Origin of the sequence: Zooshikella harenae, assembly GCF_018837975.1 — a bacterium.
GTDB lineage: Bacteria > Pseudomonadota > Gammaproteobacteria > Pseudomonadales > Zooshikellaceae > Zooshikella > Zooshikella harenae.
Window position 1 is genome coordinate 15,999 of sequence record NZ_JAGSOY010000022.1, and the last position, 24,568, is coordinate 40,566.

Annotated in this window: 16 protein-coding genes; 6 read left to right on the plus strand and 10 right to left on the minus strand. The window is 40.9% G+C overall.

Annotated elements, in window-relative coordinates; translation table 11 throughout:
- Positions 1-576: 576 nt before the first annotated feature.
- From lon to KCG35_RS11060, 3 genes are all read left to right on the plus strand, one after another.
- Positions 577-3,021, plus strand: coding sequence for an endopeptidase La (gene lon / locus KCG35_RS11050; RefSeq protein ID WP_230409142.1), 2,445 nt, complete (start codon positions 577-579; stop codon positions 3,019-3,021).
- 267 nt (positions 3,022-3,288) lie between these two features.
- Positions 3,289-3,561, plus strand: coding sequence for a nucleoid-associated protein HU-beta (hupB, locus tag KCG35_RS11055; RefSeq protein ID WP_027708969.1), 273 nt, complete (start codon positions 3,289-3,291; stop codon positions 3,559-3,561).
- 158 nt (positions 3,562-3,719) lie between these two features.
- On the plus strand, positions 3,720-5,651 hold the full coding sequence (locus KCG35_RS11060) for a SurA N-terminal domain-containing protein (RefSeq protein ID WP_215819756.1): 1,932 nt from the start codon (positions 3,720-3,722) through the stop codon (positions 5,649-5,651).
- A gap of 123 nt (positions 5,652-5,774) precedes the next feature.
- Here KCG35_RS11060 and KCG35_RS11065 read toward each other — a convergent pair whose 3' ends face one another.
- Entirely contained in the window at positions 5,775-8,801 is a 3,027-nt protein-coding gene (locus tag KCG35_RS11065) for an ExeM/NucH family extracellular endonuclease (protein ID WP_215819757.1), read from the minus strand.
- 1,266 nt (positions 8,802-10,067) lie between these two features.
- Here KCG35_RS11065 and KCG35_RS11070 point away from each other — a divergent pair.
- Positions 10,068-10,466: a DUF4870 domain-containing protein gene (locus tag KCG35_RS11070; RefSeq protein WP_215819758.1), complete on the plus strand. Its 399-nt coding sequence runs from the start codon at positions 10,068-10,070 to the stop codon at positions 10,464-10,466.
- 17 nt (positions 10,467-10,483) lie between these two features.
- On the opposite strand, the gene KCG35_RS11075 is transcribed toward KCG35_RS11070, so the two are convergent.
- From KCG35_RS11075 to gloB, 9 genes are all read right to left on the minus strand, one after another.
- Positions 10,484-11,299, minus strand: coding sequence for a substrate-binding periplasmic protein (locus KCG35_RS11075; RefSeq protein ID WP_215819759.1), 816 nt, complete (start codon positions 11,297-11,299; stop codon positions 10,484-10,486).
- Between the two features lie 482 nt (positions 11,300-11,781).
- Positions 11,782-12,579: an enoyl-ACP reductase FabI gene (locus KCG35_RS11080; RefSeq protein WP_215819760.1), complete on the minus strand. Its 798-nt coding sequence runs from the start codon at positions 12,577-12,579 to the stop codon at positions 11,782-11,784.
- A gap of 146 nt (positions 12,580-12,725) precedes the next feature.
- Positions 12,726-14,306, minus strand: coding sequence for an ABC transporter ATP-binding protein (locus tag KCG35_RS11085; protein ID WP_215819761.1), 1,581 nt, complete (start codon positions 14,304-14,306; stop codon positions 12,726-12,728).
- A complete protein-coding gene (locus tag KCG35_RS11090; RefSeq protein WP_444972208.1) occupies positions 14,303-15,340 on the minus strand; it encodes an ABC transporter permease in 1,038 nt (345 codons plus the stop codon). Before KCG35_RS11090 ends, KCG35_RS11085 begins: the two co-directional genes overlap by 4 nt.
- Positions 15,341-15,342: 2 nt before the next feature.
- Positions 15,343-16,419, minus strand: a complete 1,077-nt coding sequence (locus KCG35_RS11095; protein ID WP_215819762.1) for a microcin C ABC transporter permease YejB — start codon at positions 16,417-16,419, stop codon at positions 15,343-15,345.
- Between the two features lie 31 nt (positions 16,420-16,450).
- Entirely contained in the window at positions 16,451-18,334 is a 1,884-nt protein-coding gene (locus KCG35_RS11100; protein WP_215819763.1) for an extracellular solute-binding protein, read from the minus strand.
- 20 nt (positions 18,335-18,354) lie between these two features.
- Complete coding sequence (locus KCG35_RS11105; protein ID WP_215819764.1) at positions 18,355-20,274, minus strand: extracellular solute-binding protein; 1,920 nt, start codon at positions 20,272-20,274, stop codon at positions 18,355-18,357.
- 243 nt (positions 20,275-20,517) lie between these two features.
- Complete coding sequence (locus tag KCG35_RS11110) at positions 20,518-22,218, minus strand: lytic transglycosylase (RefSeq protein WP_215819765.1); 1,701 nt, start codon at positions 22,216-22,218, stop codon at positions 20,518-20,520.
- A gap of 223 nt (positions 22,219-22,441) precedes the next feature.
- Positions 22,442-23,221 carry a hydroxyacylglutathione hydrolase gene (gene gloB / locus KCG35_RS11115; protein ID WP_215819766.1) on the minus strand — a complete coding sequence of 260 codons (780 nt, stop codon included), beginning with the start codon at positions 23,219-23,221 and terminating at the stop codon, positions 22,442-22,444.
- 75 nt (positions 23,222-23,296) lie between these two features.
- On the opposite strand from gloB, the gene KCG35_RS11120 reads away from it, so the two are divergent.
- Entirely contained in the window at positions 23,297-24,070 is a 774-nt protein-coding gene (locus KCG35_RS11120) for a methyltransferase domain-containing protein (RefSeq protein WP_215819767.1), read from the plus strand.
- A gap of 12 nt (positions 24,071-24,082) precedes the next feature.
- Positions 24,083-24,538, plus strand: coding sequence for a ribonuclease HI (rnhA, locus tag KCG35_RS11125; protein WP_215819768.1), 456 nt, complete (start codon positions 24,083-24,085; stop codon positions 24,536-24,538).
- Positions 24,539-24,568 lie beyond the last annotated feature (30 nt).

The window sequence follows — 24,568 nt, forward strand, 5'->3', positions numbered from 1 at the left end:
TTTTTATATCCAGAATAATAGCTTCATTGGTTCTGTAAAATTGTCAGCTTCTTATTTAATTAAAAGAAAAAAGGTTTAATTAGTTGTCAATATGTATGGTATACATTCAGTGAAAAGCAGATTACTGACTACATACTTGAGCTTTCGTACCGCTTGAAAGTTATTTGAAAGTGAATAGAAATAACCTTGTTTCGTTAATGGGCTTATTAAAAGGATTTTATGAAAGGCAACTTCTTACTATATTTTTGTTATCTAAACCTTCAGATTGAACATTAACCTGTCATAGAAGCATTATGATGTTTGTGAAATAGAGAAGAATATAGCCGTGCGTTGATATTGAGTTAATGTGTAGGTGTTGCTAAGTACTTGACATTGAATACTTTTTATTTTGTTAATCGATGGGCTTGTTAATTATTAATTGCGTTGAGTTCTTTTCATAAAAAAAATAATCAACAAGATTTCGCTTGTAATTTGCAACAATTAGCCCCATCTTAAAACGATAATCAAGTTTTGAGTCAAAGTTAGGATGTTAAATGTACGACCTGACGCCACATAGAAGTTTTGAGGGGGCCATAAATGGATAATCCTACAATCTCCAACCACATGGAGGGTATAGCATTACCTCTGTTACCCTTACGTGATGTGGTCGTTTACCCACATATGGTTATCCCTTTATTTGTGGGCAGAGAAAAGTCGATAAAGGCGCTAGAAGCCGCTATGGCTGCCGACAAGCAGATAATGCTTGTTGCTCAAAAGAATGCATCTGATGACGAGCCAACACGTGATGATATTTTCCCTATTGGAACTGTTGCCACGATTTTGCAGTTACTAAAATTACCTGATGGTACAGTTAAACTACTGGTTGAAGGTGGGTATCGAGCACATATTGAAGCCTTTAATGATGATGAAGGTTACTTCAAAGTAACGGCTACTGCATTGCCTGTACTTGCCATAGATGAGAGAGAAGGTGATGTACTCACACGCTCCCTGTTATCTCAGTTTGAGCAGTATGTTCAGCTAAGTCGCAAAGTACCAAGTGAAGTTTTGACATCATTGTCGACTATTGACGAGCCTGGGCGACTCAGTGATACCGTTGCCGCACATATGAGTTTGAAGATTGCTGACAAGCAGCAAATTCTTGAGGTTGCTGATGTTAGCGAGCGAATTGAACAGTTAATGACCCTGATAGAGTCTGAAATAGACTTAATGCAGGTGGAAAAGAGAATTCGTGGTCGTGTTAAAAAGCAGATGGAGAAATCCCAGCGTGAGTATTATTTGAATGAGCAGATGAAAGCCATTCAAAAAGAACTGGGGGACATGGATGAGGCGCCGAATGAAATAGAAGAATTACAGCAGCGAATTGAAGATGCTGGTATGTCAAAAGAGGCGCAGGAAAAAGTTCAAGCAGAACTAAATAAGCTAAAGCTAATGTCTCCAATGTCTGCTGAAGCTACAGTAGTGCGTAGTTATATTGACTGGATGATTAATCTGCCTTGGAAAAAGCGAAGCAAAATACGACATGATTTGGTTAAGGCAGAAGAAATTTTAGAACATGATCACTATGGGTTGGAAGAAGTCAAAGAGCGTATACTTGAATATCTGGCTGTTCAGCAACGTGTTCGCAAATTAAAAGGTCCAGTGCTTTGTCTTGTGGGTCCTCCTGGGGTTGGTAAGACATCATTGGGGGAGTCCTTAGCAAGAGCAACTAATCGTAAATTTGTGAGGATGGCGCTGGGTGGTGTTAGAGATGAGGCTGAAATACGTGGGCATCGACGCACTTATATCGGTTCAATGCCTGGTAAATTGCTACAAAAGATGTCTAAAGTAGGTGTAAAAAATCCACTCTTTTTATTAGATGAAATTGATAAAATGGGTGCAGATATGAGAGGTGATCCATCTTCTGCACTTCTTGAAGTACTTGATCCGGAACAAAATAACACCTTTAATGATCATTATCTTGAGGTTGATTACGACTTGTCGGATGTCATGTTTGTGTGTACTTCAAATTCAATGAATATTCCAGGACCTTTATTGGATAGGATGGAGGTAATTCGAATTCCTGGTTATACCGAAGATGAAAAAGTTAATATATCTATACGTTACCTAATACCTAAACAAATTAAATTGAATGGGTTAAAAGCGGATGAAATTGAGTTAAAAGAACAAACAATTCGTGATTTAATTCGATATTATACTCGAGAATCCGGGGTGCGTGGGCTTGAAAGGCAAATTGCAAAAATATGTCGTAAAGTTGTAAAAGCACATGCATTACAAAAAGGTAAGCAACAAGAAGCCCTTGCTAAGGTTGTGGTTGCGCCTGAAAATTTAGAACAATATTCTGGTGTACGCCAGTATAAGTATGGTATTGCGGAAGAGCAGGATCAGGTTGGTCAGGTTACAGGACTTGCTTGGACTCAGGTGGGTGGAGAACTGCTCACAATTGAGGCTGTTGCAGTTCCAGGAAAAGGACATCATGTGAAGACTGGTTCTCTGGGTGAGGTGATGCAGGAATCTATCCAAGCTGCATTGACAGTCGTGAGAAGCCGTGCGAAAGTGCTGGGCGTACCGAAAGACTTCCATGAAAAGAATGATATTCATATCCATGTTCCTGAAGGTGCTACACCAAAAGATGGTCCTAGTGCGGGTATTGCAATGTGTACGGCACTGGTATCGGTATTAACAGGAATCCCTGTGCGTGCAGATGTAGCAATGACAGGGGAAATAACCCTTCGAGGACAAGTGTTGGCTATTGGCGGGTTGAAAGAAAAATTGTTAGCTGCTCATCGAGGGGGGATCAAAACGGTTATCATTCCTGATGAAAATGAGCGCGACTTGAAAGAAATTCCTGATAATATTAAACAAGACCTTGATATCAGGCCAGTTAAATGGATTGATCAAGTTTTAGAAGTTGCACTGCAGTATATGCCTGATCCTTTATCAGAAGAGACCGTGCAAAATGAAATTGTTGCCGGTGAAGATGTTAAAGAAAGTGAGGCCGGCGAGCGAATAAATACGCACTAGGCTTGATGCTTTCTTGACAGTGAGCAAAACGAGTTGGTATAAATCCCAACTCGCTTTGGTATCACAAGGTCAGGCGGATACCGGCTGTTTCATACCACACCAGGCGAGTGTTAAAAAACTATGACATTGCGTTATGGGGGGATTTTTGCAAGCAGCGTGTTTTTTTAATTTGACTGTTTTTAAATTGTGTGCGTAATTAATATACGCATGTCTTATTATCTGCTTACCTTGAGCGTTTACTGAAGATCTCAATAGAAGGGGAATAGAGTGAATAAATCAGAATTAATAGATGCCATCGCAGCTTCTGCAGATATTTCTAAAGCGGCTGCCGGACGTGCTCTTGACGCCATGATCGGTTCTGTAACCAAAGCGTTGAAAGATGGTGATCAAGTGGTTTTGGTTGGTTTTGGTACTTTTTCTGTTAAAGAGCGTGCTGCACGTACCGGGCGTAATCCTCAAACAGGTGAACCCATTCAGATTGCAGCGGCTAAAGTGCCAAGCTTTAAAGCGGGCAAAGCACTGAAGGATGCTGTAAACTAAGGCGCCTTCCCGAAGGTCAGCATGTTAAGCTGGCCTTGGCAAGTCAATACTTGAGATAGTGCTCGTTCATGCGGCATGCTTGGTTATACAACAAGTAAGTTTGTTACCGTGCGTACCGCTACAAGTCAATCAAGGCGCATCAATGATGCGCTTTTTTTTTGTTAACGTTTTGCAAGATAGGCGATGCTGCTGAGGTTATTATGCTGCAAACGATGAGGGATAATGCGCAGAGTTGGGTCGTTAAGGTAATTGTATTTCTTATCATTTTTGTATTTGCAATTTTTGGATTGGAATCATTACGACTGGTGACGACCAATAACGCTGTGGCTACTGTCAATGATGAGGAGATTTCTCAGAGAGAGTTAGCTAGGGCTGTTAATATTCGAATAAATCAAATGGCTCAAAGTGAAAAATTTGACCCTACAAAAGTGGATGAAAAGAAAATAAAAAATTCTGTTCTTGACCAGTTAATTGATCGCTCTCTACTGACTCAGACAGCCAAAAATTATGGTTTATTCTTTCCTGAACAAGCCGTAGACCAGGAAATAATTTCTCAAGATGCTTTCAAAGAAGACGGTAAATACAGTCCTACACGTTTTGAACAGCTTATAAGACAGGCAGGTTTTACACCTCGGCAATATAAGGATGCCATGATTGAGGATATGCTGACCACACAGCTGCAGTATGGACTCGCGGGTAGTGAATTTTTAACCTCTGCAGAAGCCAAGCGCTTACAACAGCTTGAGCAGCAAACACGCAGTTTTAAAATGCTGACATTGCCAATTGCAGAGATAAAAAATAATGTTGAAGTAACAGAGGATGAAATCAAATCCTATTATCAGCAACATGAAAAAGAATTTATGTCTGCAGAGTCAGTCAAAGTTAATTATCTGACGCTAGAAAAAACTGATTTACTTGATGCTGTAAAAGTTGATGAAGATGATGTTAAAGCACGATACAACCAGTTTGTTGAAGCTTTTAAAAAGAATGAACCTCCACGTCCTAAGGCAGCACACATATTATTAGAAATAAAAGATGATCGTGATGCTAAAGCAACGAAGGCATTAGCTGCGGAAATTGAGCAAAAGTTGCAAAAGGGTGAAAGCTTTGCTGAATTAGCTAAGCAGTATTCTGATGATCAAGTTTCAGCAGAAAAAGGTGGGGAGCTGGGTTTTGTTGAAGAAGGAATATTTGGCGAAGACTTTGATAAAACATTAGCAGAATTAAAAGCGGGTGAAGTTTCTAAACCATTAGAAACTGGCTATGGCATACAGTTAATAAAACTTGTGGAAATGGTGCAGCCAGATGTGCCAAGTTTTGCAGAAAAGCAGGAAGAATTAACAAATGCACTAAAAGAATCCAAAGCTGAGCCATTGTTTGTGGAAAAAAGGCAGCAGCTTGAAGATTTAAGTTATCAGGCGGCAGACTTGCAAGAGCCTGCAGAAAAACTGAAGCTGAAAATTAAGACATCAGACTTCTTTTCAAAAGACAATAGTAAAGGTATTTTTGCTAATGAAAAGGTCGTTAAGCAAGCATTTTCTCCTGAAGTACTGACGGATAAAATGAACAGTGCAGTGATTGATTTATCAAAAGATAAAGTCATGGTTTTACATGTACTTGAGCATAAACCTGCTAAGTTGCAAGCATTAGAAGACGTTAAAAAAGAGCTAGTGGTTAAACTAAAAGATCAAAAGGCAGTAAAACAGTTAGAAGAAAAGTCTGCTTCTTTGGTAGCTGCGCTTCGTGAAGGTAAGCAGAAACTTGATGAAATTGCTCAAAAAGGGCAAACTTGGAAAGCTTATACTGATGCTAAGCGTATGATGACTGAAGCGCCCAGAGAGGTGGTACAACAAGTATTTAAACTACCACATCCTCAGGATGACCACCCACAATATGGTGTTGCAACATTAACCAGTGGCGATCAGGCAATCATTGAGCTAACGAAAGTTACGACATCTGAAACTATTGAGGGTGAAGAACAACAGCAAGCATTTATGAAACGCTATATGGCAATGCAACGACAACAAATAGTGCGTCAGCAATTGCAACAAAATTTGCGAGAGTCTGCAGAAATTAACAAAAACCTCTAATCATTTTTTGATTAACTGGATTAAGCCAGTACTAAAAAAAGTTACCGGATTGTTGTAAAAAGTTTAGGTATGTATAAAAAAACCGCCAGTTGGCGGTTTTTTTATACGTAAAGTTTATTTTATTTAGCGTAATACAAAGAATGAAAAATTAAAGTTAATACGTCGTTGACTTGAAAACCATGTGATTTTTTGGAGAAGTTTAAGCGTTGTATTATTAACTTTGCTTTGGTTAACTTGATCATTGGTTAAAATGTTTTTTGCATGCAGAATAAATTCATCCATTTGTTGAATAGCAGTTTTGGGGTAGTACCATAAGCGGTAAGTGTTATTTGCTTGTTGCAACAAGCTTTCAGCTATCTGGACAACAGCAGATAAACCGGCTTTGTTAACGGCCGTCATAGGATGCTGTAAAGTAGCTATAGCATGTTGTAAACGGCTAACAGCCTGCTGTATATATTGCTCAGAAGCCATAGAGTTATTTTGTACTTCTAATGCAAAAAAGAGTGCTTGCATCAACTTCATTTGAGTATGAATAGGGTAGGTCCCTAATGGTGCACGAACTACTTTTTTATAATGAGTCCATGCACTTGAGATGAGTTGATTCAAGGTTTCTTTAGTTGTTTTTTTTTCAGTAAAAGAGATGCTTAGTAGCAATGGGTCGTGGTCAGAAGCACTGAAGTGATCTTCGCTTTTTGGTAATTGACCAGAATATTTTTTACTGTATTCAAATAAACTATTTTCTAAAGAGTTTATATGCCAGTGAGTAATGTCTTTTACTTTTTTAGCCAGTGTGGTTGATGCCAAAGCATGATCTAAACTGCCAAGTTCACCATCAAATGAATAACTAAAAGATTTTAGTCCATGGTGTTCACGCGTTAGATCCACGAAGCCAAAACCATTGGGTACGGTAGCAAAGGGACGCCAAGTTTTGCCTTCCAGGCTCGTGTGCTTAGCTGTTTGGATGAGTCGTTGTTCTTTGCCTGTATAATCAGTGAGAACCCGCATAGGATCTTCTTGTGCGTAGGCATTGAAATCACCAATCAGTAGTATATTGCTGCCATACTGTTGTGGTTTGGATGTTAAATGCTGGGCAAGGTGAACGGCAGCAGAGACCCTGAACTCATTACAGCTACCTTGTAAGTCATCGACATAGCCTGGTGCAGGTTTCCCTTTAACTTTGTTTTTGCCATCCAGTGCCACTTTACCGTCAACAGCATACTCTTGATAGTCTTCAAAACACATTGAGCCTTTTGATTTGAAGTGGTTTACCGCTATGGTAAGTGTTTCACCACTGGTTAAGTGTTTGAATGATTGGACCAAGGTATGGCGTTGTTGTTTGGTAATTGTTTTTTGCTTATTTTCTGTGGTAGTGAGGGTGAAATGCTGTTCAGGCATTGGAATAATTGAGGGTTGGCCTTTTAAAGCGACTTTGCTTGGGCGGAAAAGGAGTCCAACGGTTATTGCATCGCTTCCAATAAAACCACCTGCGGGCGTTGATACAAACTGATAATTATTATTTTTGTCTGTCTGTTGGGCGTTTAATGCTGTAACCAGATCATAGATAGCACTGTTCTCAGAGAAACCATTGTTTTCAATTTCCATCAAGCCAATAATATCGGCATCCATTCGGGTTATAGCATTTACAATTTTAGTACGTTGTAAATAGAAATCGTCAAGTTTAGTTGCGCCTCGATTGGAATTATTAGCCGCATTGTCCGCAGCATCTGGTACCACCCGATTAAAGTAATTTAATACATTAAAGCTGGCGACTTTCAGGTTGCCTTCCTGCGTTAATTGCGGTGTGTCAGTACGAGGGTATTCTTGATGATCAAAGTCACTTCCACTTAATGTGACTGTTGGTATAACACCATAACGCCCATAACTATATTGAATGACGCCAGTTATGTTTTGTAGCGTATCACCAATTCTAATATAGTTTTGATAAGGCCCAAAGTCTGGGAAGTAACTAATGACACCGTTAGTTTGTTTACTAACATCCGTTTCAATCGTAATACTCTGTTGCTTGTTTGAACTGGCTAAAGTTTGGGCTTCTTTAGAAAGTGCAGGGAATAGTTGGGTTGGTTTATAGAGAGGTTGATCTTTACTTAACACCATTTCATTACGAAAAGAGGTGTAGTTAAAGCTAAAGTTTTTAGTTACTTTAAGGGCGGAGTTACCACTCCAGTTAACCAGCATACCTTCATAGGATTCAAGGGCTTGCAAGGGCGTGTCAGCAGATACTTGCAGTGGCTGAATAACTTCTTGTTGTAAGCCACACTTGCTGTATGCAACTAAGTCAAGTTGCGTTTGGTTGTAATATTCTTTTACTTTACCTTTAACTCTGACTTTTTCGCCAACGGTTAGTCCTGGTGCTTGCCCATAAACAAAAATACCTTCAGAGGTTGCAGGGTTGCCATCACTGTCCCACGATTCTTCCTGTATGAAAAAACCTTTAAAACGATTAGGTGTTGTTTGTGTCACTATACCTTCGACAATGACTTCTGGACCTTCGTATTTGCCTTCTGGGACAAGTGGGCTTTTGTTTCCTGATCCTTGAATTTGACTGATTAAACGAGGTGTACCTGTCGTGCAAGAAATTTGTGGTTTGGGTTGAGTATCTGCACTATGATTACCTAACGTTTTGGCCATCTCTTGTGCAGAGCGAGCAGAGATAATTTGCCAGTCTGAGGTATTATAAGTATCACTTGCCTGCTGGGTTAAACGAATTAACTGCTGATCTTTACCAAATGATTGCCCACCAAATTCACCCACCAGGTCGATTTGGGTATTGTGGTGATAAAGTGCAATTGGATCATCACCATTAAAATTAAGAATATTATGTTTTTTTACTACACTTGCTTTATCTGTCAGCGCTTTTTCCGCTTGTTGATGTACTAGTACAAACGTCTTTCCTGGCGCAAGTTGTCCCGTAAGAGGGTAATCGTGGCTACTGGAATTTTTGCCATTAATATATTTCTTTAATGTGAATTGGGATAGGTCTAATGTTTCCTTCCCTCCATTAAATAATTCTATTGCTTTATTAAAGCCTTTACCTTCAATATATTCTGAAATAAATAACGAAGGCGTTGCTGCAGCTGTATGAGTTGCTAATGCGAGAGCTGTTAGTGAAAAAACTGTTTTATAGCACATAACACTACTCTTTATGTTGTAAAAATTATAGTTAGATTGTTTGAAAGTTAATTAGAATAAACAACTATGTTTTAGTTTGAGGTTTTACATGTTTTCGTCCTCTTATTTAAAAGTTGTTAATAAATATGAATGTGTTGGGGTAATATTCCCTTAACATATAAAAGGTGGGAATTAGTACTAGAGATGCTATCAATTAAATATTGATACATCAGTAAAATATCGATTTTTATAATTGTTTTATGCGTGATGATGCATATGATAATATTGTGCAGTAGCGTAAACTGAGAATGAAAAGAACTAAAAATAATGTTTACACTATCGTGAGTTGAAGATTTGATGAGTGATAATTTACTACTCGCACTGCACATCATTGGGCTTAGGCCTATCACCAAAAATAGTTATATTTTTTTATGGTAAATATTCTACATATTATGCACTTCGGGTGATTACGAATCACCACTCATAATGGGTATGTTATTACTCGTTTTAAATGAAGTATCAGATAATAGTATACTGTATGTGGTAACCTATTTTGATATTAGCGTACATATATGAGTATGTTATAAATGGCTTTTATTACATTTATATATTTCTTAAAATAAAATTGCATGCTTGTTTTTTTAATAAACTAAGGCGTTATTATGAACGTACCACAAGCGCGTATAATATTTACATTAATTGTGGGTGAAGAGTATATATGAGTAAAGTATACTATTTATTGACTTATACCGTTTAATAGGTTGTTTTTAAATATACCAATTTGTATTAGGTTCTTTATGAAAAAGTTGTGTTAAAAGTTTTGATCTAATGAGCCTAGGTGTCACCTGGGTTAATGTAAGATTATACTAAATTAATATTTTTTGACTAATAGGCAAACCTATATAGGTATAAATTACAAACTAAGAGCAATGCCATCTAAATTAGCAAGCTTTAATGTTATGCGCTTTTTGTCGCATATGTGGTACGCTTTTTAATATAAAATTATGTTATTGTCCAGTGTTTTGCTGTGAATTTATCTGTCTATTAGGGCTAGACTTGATCAAGGTAGGTCGTTGAGTATTGTTATTAGCTGTAAAATGCTGCTATTTAGCTGAGTTTATATCTCCATTGTAAAATTTTTATGCGTTGGTCAGTAGGAGGTAACGTATCTGGAATTCAAGTTTACTTTTACGTGATCTATACTTAGGCCATATAATTGTCATACAAAAAATAGGGAATTGGTTTGCGTGGTTGCCTTAGTGTTGCACTTATGTATAAGGAGTTGATATGGACGAGCAAGAACAAAAGCCAGTTAAGCAAGAGAATGATCCTTCATTGAGTGTTGTTCCTTCTGCAGAAGAACGTAACTGGGCCATGGCCTGTCATCTTTCAGCATTTGCAGGTTTATTGTTTCCTTTCGGTTTTATCATTGCACCACTCATCATTTGGTTGCTTAAAAAGGATACGATGCCTTTAGTGGCAAAACATGGTGCTGAGTCGCTTAACTTTCAAATAACTTTTTTGGTTATTTATATTATTTGTATTGTGCTGCTTATTGTATTTATTGGACTTATACTCTTGCCAATCGCAATGCTTGTGCATGGTATTTTTATATTTATCGCCAGTGTAAAAGTCAGTAATGGAGAGGATTATCGGTATCCATTTGCAATTCGTCTGGTTAATTAAACTAAGAAGAAGAGTGGCTAATGCACCTTAAGATCGCTGGGTGTCAGCTTTTCAATCGTTTTTGGATATTGTGTGAGGGGGAGCCAGTTTTGATGTAGCTTCTTCATCCAACCATTTTGATGAAGCTGTTGGAGGCGTTGATGCCAGTTATTGATAATTGCAGGATGTGTCCCTTTGGAAAAAGCGATATAAAGTAAGTTCTCGTTGAGTGTGAATACACGCTTGATAATATTAGCAGGTATGTTTGCTTTTTTTAGAATACTATCGATAGTGAGATCTGCGGTGCACCATAAATCAATGCGGCCCTGAACTAACTGTTGTGCAGAGTATACAGGCTTGGAAACAATGACTAAATTATTAAAATTGTGAGCTTCGAGTAACTGTTGTTCCACGGCATCACGATAAACGCCAACTTTTGCTATACGCCTTATATCTTCTAGCGTGTTAATTTCAATCTGGCTGTTCCATGTGGCATAAAAATTAGTTTGTCCAATAGCAACTGGGCCAATAAGGGTAAATTGTTGCTGTCGCTGAGGTGTAAGTGTCATGGTGAATAAAACAATATTGGGCTCAGTGGTGATCATTTTCCACCCTCTAGCCCAAGGTACGACTTGTATGTTTAGTTTCTGATTCTGCATGGTGAGAATTTTTTGAATGAGCTCAACAGCATAGCCTTTAGGTTTGTTGTTTTCACTATAAGTGATGGGTGGCCATTCCTCAGTGTAAAGTTTGAGAGGGGGTAGTTGTGCCGAGGGAGTGGTTGTCGAATCTGCTTGGCTAATACAAGCGATAAGCGTGAGAAAAACTGCGGTGGCAAAAGGAGAACAGTTCATAGGAAACAAATAAGTAAATATGTCTGTTGAGCTACCTGAATTGACACATTTTTGATGGTAAACATAAAAGCGACTGATGAATGAAGTCAGTAAAACAAAGAGCTTACTTTGCCAGTTTTTTCACATAGACGCCTAGTGTTTCTCTTTTGGGTTAGAAAGCACCTCGAGAAATAAGTCGTTTTTTCTGAGTATACTTAAGTATATCGCTTGATTTAAGTTGCTGTATCTTTTTGTGTCAGATAATGCTTTTCCAACCTTATTTTTTGAGTACTCTTTTATATACGTTTTTATACAGACTGAAGTACTGGTTATATATAGCTAAAGCCAAATGATTGGATAAAAGTGTTGGTGTAAGTTGATCTTTTAGAGAGGGAAAAGGAAGGGGATGAGTCAGTGAGCTAATCGATTCTCAACCCCCTGCAATGATAGGATCAAGCAGGAAGTCGAGGTTTAATAGGGGCTAAAGAAACTATTACTATAAATTAGTTTTGCTCTAGTTGTCCCATTGCTGTGCTACTAAAACCACCATCAACATGAGTGATCTCACCTGTGATACCACTGGCCAGGTCTGAACATAGAAAAGCACCCACATTACCCACTTCTTCAATGGTGACATTACGACGAAGGGGCGTATTTTGCTCACTAAAGCTGAGCATTTTGCGGAAGCTCTTAATGCCAGAGGCGGCAAGCGTACGAATAGGTCCTGCAGAAATGGCATTCACACGAGTACCTTCTGGTCCCATCGCTGCAGCTGCATAACGAACAGATGCTTCTAAGCTGGCTTTTGCCAAGCCCATGACATTGTAATTAGGAATAGTCCGCTCAGCGCCAAGGTATGACAGCGTCAATAGGGCTCCATTGCGTCCACGCATCATTTCACGGCCAGCTTTGGCGAGGGCAACAAAGCTGTAGGCACTGATGTCATGAGCAATTTTGAAGCCTTCACGCGTTGTAACATCAACGAAATCACCATCAAGCTGGTCACCAGGGGCAAACCCTACAGAGTGCACAATAATATCCAGGCCATCCCATTGTTTTGAAAGTCCAGTGAAGACGTTTTCAATATCTTCATCTTGGCTCACATCACAGGGAAAACAGAGGTCTGCTGATGAGTCTAATTTGACAGCTAAATCTTCAACGCGAGATTTGAGCTTGTCATTCTGATATGTAAATGCCAACTCAGCGCCTTCACGACGCATTGCTTCTGCAATACCTGAAGCAATAGAGAGTTTACTGGCTACACCTACGATTAATGCTTTCTTTCCAGCAAGAAAACCCATATGTTGTTTCCTATTGTTTGGGAGGGACTATAAATCCCAAGAAATGGTTGGGTTGACTTAAAGGCTGTGAAGTATAGAGAATCAAAGCCTCGCTGGCGAGACCTATCAGTGTGTCTTTATGTTAACCAGCCTTTTTTTCCTCTAAGCTACCAAAAGGCAGCCTGTAGTAAGCTTTGTGTGTAGTGGTGTTGGGGATCTTCAAGTACCTGCTGCGCGGCCCCTTGCTCCACAACTTTACCAAACTGCATAACAATCACTTTGTGGCTGATAGCTTTCACTACCGCTAAATCATGACTGATGAAAATATAACTGAGTTGATACTTTTGTTGTAATGTCTTTAATAAATCAAGTATCTGCCGTTGAATTGTGCGGTCTAGCGCTGAAGTAGGTTCATCTAAAATAATTAACTCTGGACGTAAAACCAAGGCACGAGCGATCGCAATTCGCTGCCGTTGACCTCCAGAAAACTCATGTGGGTAACGGTGCTGAACTTCAATCGGCAAGCCAACATCCTCTAGGGCTTGTGCTATCCATTGTGCATGTTGATCTTTGTGTTTGGCTTGATGGACAATTAGTCCCTCGCCAATGATCTGTGCAATCGTCATTCTGGGGTTTAAGCTACCAAAGGGGTCCTGAAACACAATTTGGATTGAACGTCTCAGTGGCCGGAATGCTTTTTGTTTTAACTGATGGATGGGGTTGCCATTAAATGAAATTGAGCCTTGAGCATTGACTAGCTTCAGTAAAGCAAAGCCCAGCGTTGACTTTCCTGAGCCACTTTCGCCAACAATACCCAGGGTTTCTCCTTGCTTAAGGGAAAAGCTAATATCATCAACGGCACGAATATGCCCTGAAATACGTTTAAAGATGCCTTTGTAGATTGGAAACCACACTTTTAACTGGTCAACGGTCAAAATCGTTTTTGCTTGCTCTGCTAACGGTTGAGGTGAACCAGAAGGGACTGATGCAAGTAAATGCTGGGTATAATCGTGTTGTGGTGATTTAAACACAGACTCCACTAAGCCTTGCTCAACTACCTGTCCTTGTTGCATGACACAGACATTATCGGCCATATGCTCAACCAGGTTCAGGTCATGACTAATGAGCAGGAGTGCCATATTTGTTTGCTGTTGCAAGGATTTTAACAATTCTAAGATCTGTCGTTGGACAGTGACATCTAATGCCGTCGTTGGTTCATCAGCGATGAGCATGTCAGGTTTATTAGCTAATGCCATCGCAATCATCACCCGCTGTCGCTGCCCCCCTGAAAGCTCGTGAGGGAAGGCCTGTAGGCGGCGTTTGGCATCACGAATACCGACTTGTTCAAGCAAGGAAAGTGTTTGCTGGCGAGCTTCATGCTGGGTAGCGCCACGGTGTAACAAAATGGTTTCACTGATTTGTTTTTCAACGGTGTGTAATGGGTTGAGCGAGGTCATGGGCTCCTGAAATATCATACTGACACGGTTGCCGCGAAGACGCCTTAACGCTTCATTTGTTGCACCTAGTAGCTCTTGTCCTCGCCAACGTATACTCCCTTTAGGAAAGTGAGCTTGACTGGGTAAAAGCCCTAAAGTGGCCAAAGCTGTGACTGACTTTCCTGACCCACTTTCTCCGACCAGCGCTAGTGTTTTACCCCTATTCAAAACAAAGCTAATTTCACTGACAGCCGTTTGCTTGCCAAACTGAATCATTAGGTTTTCAACTTCCAGTAAGGGTGGGTGATTCATACAGGGAGTTTCCTGGGATCAAAAGCATCACGTGCGGCTTCACCAACAAAGACCAGTAATGTCAATATTAAGCTCAGGGTTATAAAAGCTGACAGTCCCAGCCAGGGAGCTTGCAGATTATTCTTACCTTGAGCAACCAGTTCACCCAACGAAGGTGAGCCGACAGGTAGGCCAAAGCCTAAAAAGTCTAATGAGGTTAATGTTGAAATAGCGGCAGTTAAGATGAATGGTAAGTAAGTCAGGGTGGCAACCATTGCATTTGGCAGCATATGTCTGAACATAATGATGAAGTTACTGATACCCAGCGCTCTGGCTGCACGCACATACTCCAGGTTTCTGGCCCGTAAAAACTCTGCTCGCACTAAATCCACCAGTTGCATCCAGCTGAATAACAACATAATGCCCAGTAGCCACCAAAAGTTAGGATTCACAAAGCTGGATAAAATAATCAGTAAATACAAAGTAGGTAACCCAGAAAATACTTCGATCAGACGTTGACCAATTAAGTCAACTTTGCCGCCATAATAGCCTTGAGCTGCACCGACAATAATGCCAATAATGGAACTAAAGATAGTAAGTGTCAGGGCGAACAAAACAGAAATACGAAAGCCGTATATAATTCTAGCCACTACATCTCGGGCCTTATCATCACTGCCTAACCAGTTGTCTGAGGAGGGGGGAGCCGGAGCAGGTACAGGAAGATCTTTGATAATGGTGTCATAATTGTAGGGGATGGGGGGCCAAACCAGCCAACCATCAGCTGCAATTAATTCTTGTACATAAGGGTCTGTGTAGTCGGCTTCTGTCGCAAATTCTCCGCCAAAGTCGGTTTCAAAATAGGTTTTGATTACAGGGAAGTAATAACTGTTCTGAAACTTAATAAGAACGGGCTTATCGTTGGCTATCCATTCAGCCGCAAGTGAAGACCCAAACAGAATGATAAAAACCCATAGTGAGTAATAACCTCGCCGATTATTTTTAAATATTTGCCAACGACGCTGATTAATGGGACTCAGCTTTTGCATAATCCACATAGTCAACCTTCCCGGCTTTCAAAATCAATTCTGGGATCAATAATCATGTAGGTGATATCGCCAACTAACTTCAGGAGTAAGCCTATTAAGGTGTAGATATACACGGTGGCAAAAACCACGGGATAGTCACGGCTTAAGGCTGCCTCAAAGCCAAGTAAACCTAAGCCATCAAGGGAGAAAACCACTTCAATTAATAAAGAGCTGGTCAAAAAAATACCCACTAATGCGGCAGGGATTTGGGCAATGACAATAAGCATTGCATTACGAAAGACATGTCCATATAGCACCCGTTTTTCAGATAGCCCCTTAGCTTTTGCTGTTAAGACATACTGCTTATGTATTTCATCTAAGAAAGAATTTTTGGTTAGCATGGTAAGTGTTGCAAAGCCACTCACCACCATCGCGGTAATAGGCAACACCAAATGCCAAAAATAATCGAGCACTTGCTGCCAAAAGGGGAGTTGGTCAAAATTATTGGAGGTGAGTCCTCGTAAGGGAAACCAATTAAAGTAGCTACCACCGGCAAAGAGTACGATCAGTAAAATGGCAAACAAAAAGTTGGGAATGGCATAGCCTACAATAATGGTTGTTGATGTCCAAATATCAAACCGGCTGCCATGTTTGACAGCTTTTTTAATGCCTAAGGGAATGGATATTAAATAGACTAATAAGGTTGTCCAAAGCCCCAGTGATATTGATACGGGTAATTTATCAATAATTAAATCAATGACATCCTGATCCCTGAAAAAGCTCTGGCCAAAGTTAAATGATGCGTAGTTTTTTAACATCATCCAGAAGCGCTCAGAGGGAGGTTTATCAAACCCATAAAGCTTCTTGATTTCGGCAATTAACTCTGGACGCAGACCCTGAGCACCTCGGTATTGTCCATTTGTTGGGGCAATATCGGCACCAGTACCACCGAGACGACTGCCAGCACCCGTCTGAAGTCCTTGGAGTTGGGCCAGCATCTGCTCAACAGGGCCACCAGGGGCAGTCTGTATAATAATAAAGTTAATGAGCATGATGCCGAATATAGTTGGAATGATCAGCAATAAGCGTCGGATGATATAAACCAGCATGAATAAGCCTCTTAAAGCAATTTACATGACATTAGTTGGCTTTTTTACGCAAAGACTTTATCTTTTCCGCTTTTTGGGGATCTTCCCACCAAGTATCTAAAGTAAAACTGTATTTAGGTGCGATCTTGGGCTGTCCAAATTTGTTCCAATAAACCATACGATGTTGATTGATATGATACTGAGGGATCACATAGTGATTCCATAATAAAACACGGTCTAATGCACGGCAGTAGTTAATTAATGTTTCACGACTGGATGCGCTAATAATTTTATCAATAAGTTGATCAACAACAGGGTTTTTGATGCCAATATAGTTACGACTGCCTTGAATATCTGCCTGTGAAGAGTGCCAAAAGTCTCTTTGCTCATTGCCCGGTGACTGACTTTGCCCAAATCCACCAATGATCATATCAAAGTTAAAACTTTGTACGCGTTTGACATACTGCTGAGCATCAACTTGTCGGATGGTCATGTCGATACCAAGCTTTTTTAAGCTTTCTTGAAACGGTAGAACCACTCTTTCCATTTCGGGTTGAGCGAGTAGTATTTCGAAGGTAAAAGGTTTATTGGTTTTTTGATTGACGAGTTTGCCTTCTTTTAAGGTATATCCTGCTTCTTTGAGTAATCGAAGTGCTTGCCGTAATTGTTGTCGGTTATTACCTGAGCCATCAGTCTTAGGTAGTTCAAAAGGTTGAGTGAAAAGCGCTTTAGGAAGTTGGTCTTTAAATGGTTCTAGGATTTTTACTTCTTCAGGTGATGGAAGACCTGAGGAGGCCATTTCAGAGTTTTCAAAAAAACTGTCAGTACGTTCGTAGCTATTATAAAACAAATTTTTATTGGCCCATTCAAAGTCGTAGGCATAGCTTAATGCTTGACGTACTTTGCTATCAGCAAAAATAGGGCGACGAATGTTGTATACAAAGCCCTGCAAGCCTGCACGCGATAAGTCGGGTAGGGTTTTCTTGACCATTGCCTGACGGGTGAATAGCTTGCCCTGATACTGGGTAGCCCAGTTTTTAGCACTGTTTTCTAATCGAAAATCATATTCACCGGCTTTTAGCGCTTCAATGGCAACGGTTGGATCTCTGTAGTAATCATAGCGAATGGTATCAAAATTGTATTTTCCACGGTTGACTGGGAGGTCTTTACCCCAATAGTTAGGGTCTCGCTTATAAGTGATGGAGCGTCCCGCATCAACGTGACTGATGGTATAGGGACCACTGCCAATAGGTGGGGTCAGTGAGGTTTTATTAAACGTGTGCTGGCTCCAGTAGTGTTTCGGCAGAACGGCAAACTGGCCGATAATCATTGCCAGCTCCCGGTTATCACCTGGCGTAAAGGTAAATTTAACCCGCCATTTATCTAAGGCCTCGACTTGTTCAACATTAGCATAATAGGTTTTGTAGATAGGGTGTCCTTCTTTTTGCAGCAAGTTAAAGCTAAATACGACATCTTCAGCCGTTAGGGGGGGGCCATCATGAAAATGAATGTTCTTACGCAGGTGAAAAATAATCCAAGCACGATTTTCAGGCCATTCCATTTGTTCTGCCAATAAGCCATACATGGTAAAAGGCTCATCTTCGCTGTGATAAAGCAAGGTGTCATAAAAATAGTTATTGTAGAGAGCGGTCATACCACTAGCAGCAATCCCTTTAACAATAAAAGGGTTTAAACTATCAAAGCCACTTGAGGAGATGGATGCAAGGCGTAAAGTGCCACCTTTAGGCGCATCTGGGTTAACAAAATCAAAGTGGGTAAAGTCAGCAGGGTACTTGGGGTCACCATGAATGGTAATAGCATGACTTTTATGGATCTTTTCTTCAGCTTGAACACCAAAGACTAAGCTTAGCAAGGTTGCCAGTAAAAAAAGTACGTTGATTGGATGATGTTTTCTTTTTAATTGGCAAGTTGACATAAGTAGTATTTTTCCTGTCCTTATTGATCATTTACCCACCAGCACTCAAAACAGAATGAATAGGGCGGTGAAATAGCAGGCCTTTGCAAATGTTTCCAATACGCTACACGGTGATAATTTAAGTACCAATGTGGAATAATAAAGTAATGCCAGAGCAGTATTCTATCCAAACTACGAGTATATAGCTGAAGCGCTTTGCGGGTGTGTGCCTCAGTTATCATCGTGAGGAGTCGGTCCACGGCAGGTAATTGTATACCCGACAAGTTAAGTGAACCGGGTATAGTGGCTTGCGATGAGTGAAACAGTGATTTCAAATTTTGACCAGGAGCAAGTGACTGTGAAAGCGCCAGTGTTGTCATATCAAAATCAAACTGCTTGAGTCGTTCCTGGTAAGAAGCGCTATCAACAATGCGAATACGCATATCAATGCCTATTCGTTTTAGGTTTTTTTGTAAGGGGAGTAGTATTCGCGAACTACTTTGTTGGTAGTCTAATGCTTCAAAAGTAAACGGTATACCTTGAGTATTGACCAACTTACCTTTTTGCATACGCCAACCTGCAGCGCTCAGTTTTTTTAAGGCCATACGTTGTCGATCGCGAATTGTGCCATCATGAATATTGGGCAATTTGAAGGATTTTTCTTTAATTTTTGTTGGTAGTTTAAACTGTGAGAGTAACTTTCGCTCTTCTGGGGTCGGAGGACCAAAACTACCTAAGTCGGAATTGGCGAATAAGCTGTTTGAGCGCTGGTATGCCTCATGAAACAGGACCTTGTTAGTCCACTCAAAATCAAATGCCCAGGCAATTGCCTCTCGGGCGGCAATGTCATTAAACGGAAAGTGTCGGCTGTTTAAAAAAAAACCTTGCAATGGTGCCGGCTCACGATGAGAAATGACTTCTTTGATGACCTTACCCGATTGGACTGCAGGAAAATGGTAAGATGTTTCCCATTGTCTGGCTATATGTTCCAGGCGAAAGTCGTACTGGTTTGCTTTAAACGCTTCAAATGCTACAGTGCTTTCTTGAAAAAAAAGATACTCAACTGTATCAAAATTATATCGCCCGCGATTGATGGATAATGATTTCCCCCAGTAATTTTTTTCTCGTTTAAAGGTAATACTTCGCCCTGGTTCTACTTTAGTTATTCGATAAGGCCCACTGTTAAGGGGGGGCTTAAGGGAGGTGGCGGCAAAATTTCGATCGGCCCAATAGGTTGCAGATAATACAGGTAGCTCGCCAAGGCGAAGAATCAGACTACGCCGACTATTACCTGTGAGTAAGAATTTGACCTGCTGTTTTGACAGTGCAATAGCATCTTTAACGTTTGTATAAACCAGTTTATAGCGGGGGTGACCTTGCTTAATGAGTGTGTTAAAGGAAAAGACAACATCTTGTGCTGTAATTGAGGTGTTATCATGAAAACGCGCTTCTGGTCGTATGTGGAAAATGACCCAGTCATAATTAGTCGGAAACTCAATGTATTCTGCAATCAAACCATAGGCAGTTTGATGTTCATCACCCACACGGTTATCACCTGTTGTACCCATTAATAGGGTTTCATTATTCTCATTAATGCCATAAACGTAAAACCCAGGCGTGTTTACAGGACTGGTGCCTTTTAAGGTATAAGGATTTAATGTATCAAAGGTACCAAGTGCAGAAAGGGTGATTTTCCCACCTCTGGGGGCATTAGGATTCACATAATTAAAGTGCTTAAAATCGGCGGGGTATTGAGGTTCACCGTGTAGTGCTATAGCTGATACTTTAGTTGTTGTAGGATAGGGTTCTGCTTTTTGTATTGCCACGGTTAAAGGCGTTTCACTTGCAAAGGCATGGTAGCAAGCAATAAACCCTGCGACTAAAACAAGCCATTGTAACTCTCTAAAAAAGGCCCAATACTTTCCTGAGTGATTTGCGCGTGGCAAAGCCTGTTGGTGCATTTTATCCCTCAAGCGTTAATTCGTCATTGGTCGGAAGCACTACACAAGATGTAGTTTTTATTATTACGCCAGTAACACGATCTAAAATGATTACTCTTATCAGTATATCTGGCGTGCAGGATAATGTTGGGTGGATTGATATTTCTTAATGATAAAAAACGCACTAAGGAGGGAGGCTATAACCTATTAAATCGTTAATAGGCTATAGTCCATTGACAAGGTAGCAGGTGACAATACTGACTATTAAGTGCCAGTCACATTGACAAATAAGGTAAGGGCTTGCCCTGGTTTTAAATTGGTGTGCTGTAGTTGGTTCCAGTCTTGGATATCACCGACACGGACATTAAAACGTGAGGCAATTCTATAGAGAGAGTCACCTTTACGTACTTTATAGTTGACCTTGCGTTTTACTTTTCTTTGTTGATTGGGAGTGTGGGCACTGGATGGTGCTTTATTTAACTGTACAACTAAGCGTTGGCCAGGTTTTAGAGTGTCTCTTGGTGATAGGTTATTCCATCGGCTCAATGCTCTTACACTGACATCATATTGGCGGGCAATGTGCCAAAATGAGTCGCCTCGCTTAACTTTGTAATACACTGATTTGCCTTGAGCCGCAACTCTGGCCTGTTTACCCCGGCGGCGCTGAGCACGAGTTTTGGTGTATTGGCTCAGTAGCTGGCTTGCTTGAGGTATAAGTAATGTTTGCCCTATACGAATTCGATGGCTAGACAGCTTATTGGCCTGCTGAATCACTTTGGTTCGTGTTTGGAATCGGTTGGCAATAGCGATCAGTGAGTCTCCCCGTCTAACTTTATAGCGTTGCCATTGCATACGCTTCTTTGGGGGGAGCTTTTGTAAGGCATGCTGAAATTGTTTTGCTTGGGTGATGGGAAGGAGTAAGTAATGGGGCCCATTAGGATCAGTTGCCCACTGATTAAACCCAGGATTTAATTGGTAAAGGGTATCCAGTGGCAAAGCCGCCATATCAGCTGCTAGGGCTAAGTCAATTTGGCCCTGAGTCTTGATCTTTTGAAAGAATGGTTTGTTGGCGACTGAAGGCATCTTGATGCCATAGCGATCAGTATTAGCGAGGATATGTGCTAAAGCCAGTAAGCGCGGAACATATTGCTCTGTTTCTCTGGGAAGGTCGAGGGACCAGTAATCCTGTGGTTTCCCTGAGGCTTTATTACGGCGCATCGCTTTAAGAATAGTTCCCTCACCCGCATTATAAGAGGCTAATGCCAACTCCCAGTCACCGAGGTGTGTATACAGCTTGCTTAAGTAGTCGAGCGCTGCATTTGTAGAGGCAACCACATCGCGGCGGCCGTCATACCACCAGTTTTGCTTGAGACCAAAGTATTTCCCTGTACTGGGAATAAACTGCCAAAGTCCTGAAGCGCGTCCAGGAGAGTAAGCAAAAGGATCATAAGCACTTTCAATCACGGGGAGCAAGGCAAGTTCAGTTGGAAGCCCACGCTGCTCCACAAGCTCAGCGATGTAAAACAGGTAGGGTTCTGCCCTTTGGTTCACTCGTTGAATGTATTTGGGATGTTTTTTGAACCAGGCAATTTCCCGTTGTATACGTGGATGATCAATAGGATAGGGCAAGGAGAATTGTTGACTCAATCTTAACCAGACATTATTGAATTGTGTGGTATTTGATGATGCTGTGGTGGACTGCTTTAATGTTTCTTGGTCTGCACGTGCAGCAGCTTCAGCAGAGAGAGACTGGGTTGCAGGTTCTTGATGAAACCAGGAAAAAACGGATTGAGGCGTATCAGGATCAGGAGTTTGATTGGATGTGAGAGGTTTACTGGTTTGACAGCCTGATAGCAGGACTGTACCTGTAAGCCCAAGACAACAGAGTAATAGGCGGTAGGCTTTTCTGCCCCCAAAAGAGTCATTTTGATAATACAACATCATATGGCCAGGATTGTGTAACACACTTTTTATTAAGCGAGCCTACTAACAGGAAGGTCGCAGTGTTTATGGTAACTTTAGGTCATTGTGGTTAATTTTGGTGAAATATATCTATAAAAAAGTGCGTAGCATATCATCAAAATACTGTGAAATGTAAAGAATAAAAAAGCCGCAAAAAGCGGCTTAGAAGTAATAATGTGGTTATATTTTACTGTATCGCGTGGTTTTAATGGTAAGTATCAGTCTATCAAAAGTGGTCTTTCCAGCGGCGCAATGTAGCAAAGACATCAATAGGGCTGACAAGATCTTGCTGAATATGCGACTCACAGCGATGCTTTACAGAAGGTTCGGCACAGCGCAAAAAGGGGTTGGTACTCAACTCATCAGCAATGGTTGACGGTAAAGTGGGTTGATGATGGTTGCGCAATTGAGCAACGTGTTGTCGTCGCTTATTAAGTTCGGTGTTATCTGGCTCAACAGCATGAGCAAAGGCTAAATTGTTTTGGGTATATTCGTGAGCACAATAAACGAGTGTATTTGCCGGTAAGAGAGTCAGTTGTTGTAAAGATTGGTACAGTTGTTGGGCTGTGCCTTCAAATAACCGACCGCAACCTCCGGCAAAAAGAGTATCACCACAGAATAAAACAGGTTGGTTTAAGTGTGATTCTGAAAAGTAAGCAATGTGGTCAAGGGTATGACCAGGCACAGCAATTACCTTAAACGTGTGCTCCAGTACAGTCAGGGTATCATCAGCAGAAAGAGGCACGTCAATGTCATGAATAGCATCACTCTTAGGGCCATAAGTGACAGGTTTAAAAAGTTTTTTGAGCGCCTTCAAGCCACCAACATGATCGAAGTGGTGGTGGGTAATAAGGATACCTTCTAGTTGTAACTGTTTTTCTTGTAGGGTGTCGATGACTACCTTAGCGTCACCTGGATCGACAACCCACGCCTTGTTTGTTTTGGTCTCACTGATGAGCCAGATATAATTATCGTTAAATGCAGGAATCGGTGAAATAGAAAGCATAAGTCGCGCACCTGACTTTTTAATAATAGTAAAACATTAATGGTATTATACGGTAGTTAGCTTAATGAGCGTGTTATGAAATTATGGCGTAACGTCAGACAGCGACCCAGTTATTCGGCAATACTGCCTGTTTTACATCAATGGTTACAGACCGGCGTTGGTAAGCGTTTTCTCGCGTCGGGTCATCAGCTACTGGATCATACACTGGATACCGTATTTGGTTATCATGGTGTCGTTGTCAGTATCTGCGAGACACCCTCTATTTTGCAGGCTAGTCGTGTCGCTCATCATACATTAATAACACCTTTTACTTTACCTGAGTGGGGAGAACAGCAAGTCATTGCTTCACCCAGCAGCTGGCCGCTAAGACCAAGAAGTGTGGATATGGTTTTATTACATCATGGCTTAGACTATGTCGAGCGCCCTCACCGATTGCTAAGAGAAGCCTGCAAAGTAGTCATTCCGGGGGGCAAAATCATTATTATTGGGTTTAATCCCTGGAGCTTGTGGGGGGCATCACGGCGGATACGAGAGGGCTATAAACGGGGAGGAAAGTATGCCAATTTTATTGCTGTTCGCCGTTTGCAAGATTGGTTAACGTTGCTGAACTTCTCTGTTGATCACTTACAATATGCAGGGTTTACGCTGCCTATTGCTCAGGGAAGAATAGCCGAGCCAGCCTGGGAAAAGCGTTGTGAGCGTTGGCATTTACCTTTTGGAAGTTTGTATTTACTAAAAGCAACCCGAGAACTTGCGGGTATGACACCTATTCGCCCTGTTTGGCGTCAGCTAAGAGAGTCTCTTGCTACGCCGACCTTGGTGGAACCTAATACACGACGAAAGATTTAAGTGGAGAATAGTTTGAGTCAGGTAGTAGAGATTTTTACAGATGGTGCGTGTAAAGGTAATCCTGGCCCAGGAGGGTGGGGCGTGTTACTTCGCTACAAAAATCAGGAAAAGACCTTATGTGGTGGAGAATTGGAAACCACAAATAATCGTATGGAACTGATGGCTGCTATTGAGGGCTTAAATGCACTGAAACGTGCTTGCAATGTGCGTTTGACTACAGATTCAGAGTATTTACGTAAAGGTATTTCGGAGTGGATGCCTAACTGGAAGCGTAGGAACTGGCGAACAGCCAGTAAATCTCCAGTTAAAAATGCTGACCTTTGGCAAGCATTAGATACAGCCGCACAACGCCATCAGGTGGAGTGGTGTTGGGTTAAGGCGCACAATGGACATCCTGATAATGAACGAGCTGACCAGTTGGCTAACCAAGGCGTGATACAGGTTTTATCATCATCCGCTAATGAGTGATGTTGGGTTTTTGTTAAAGTGATATTGAAT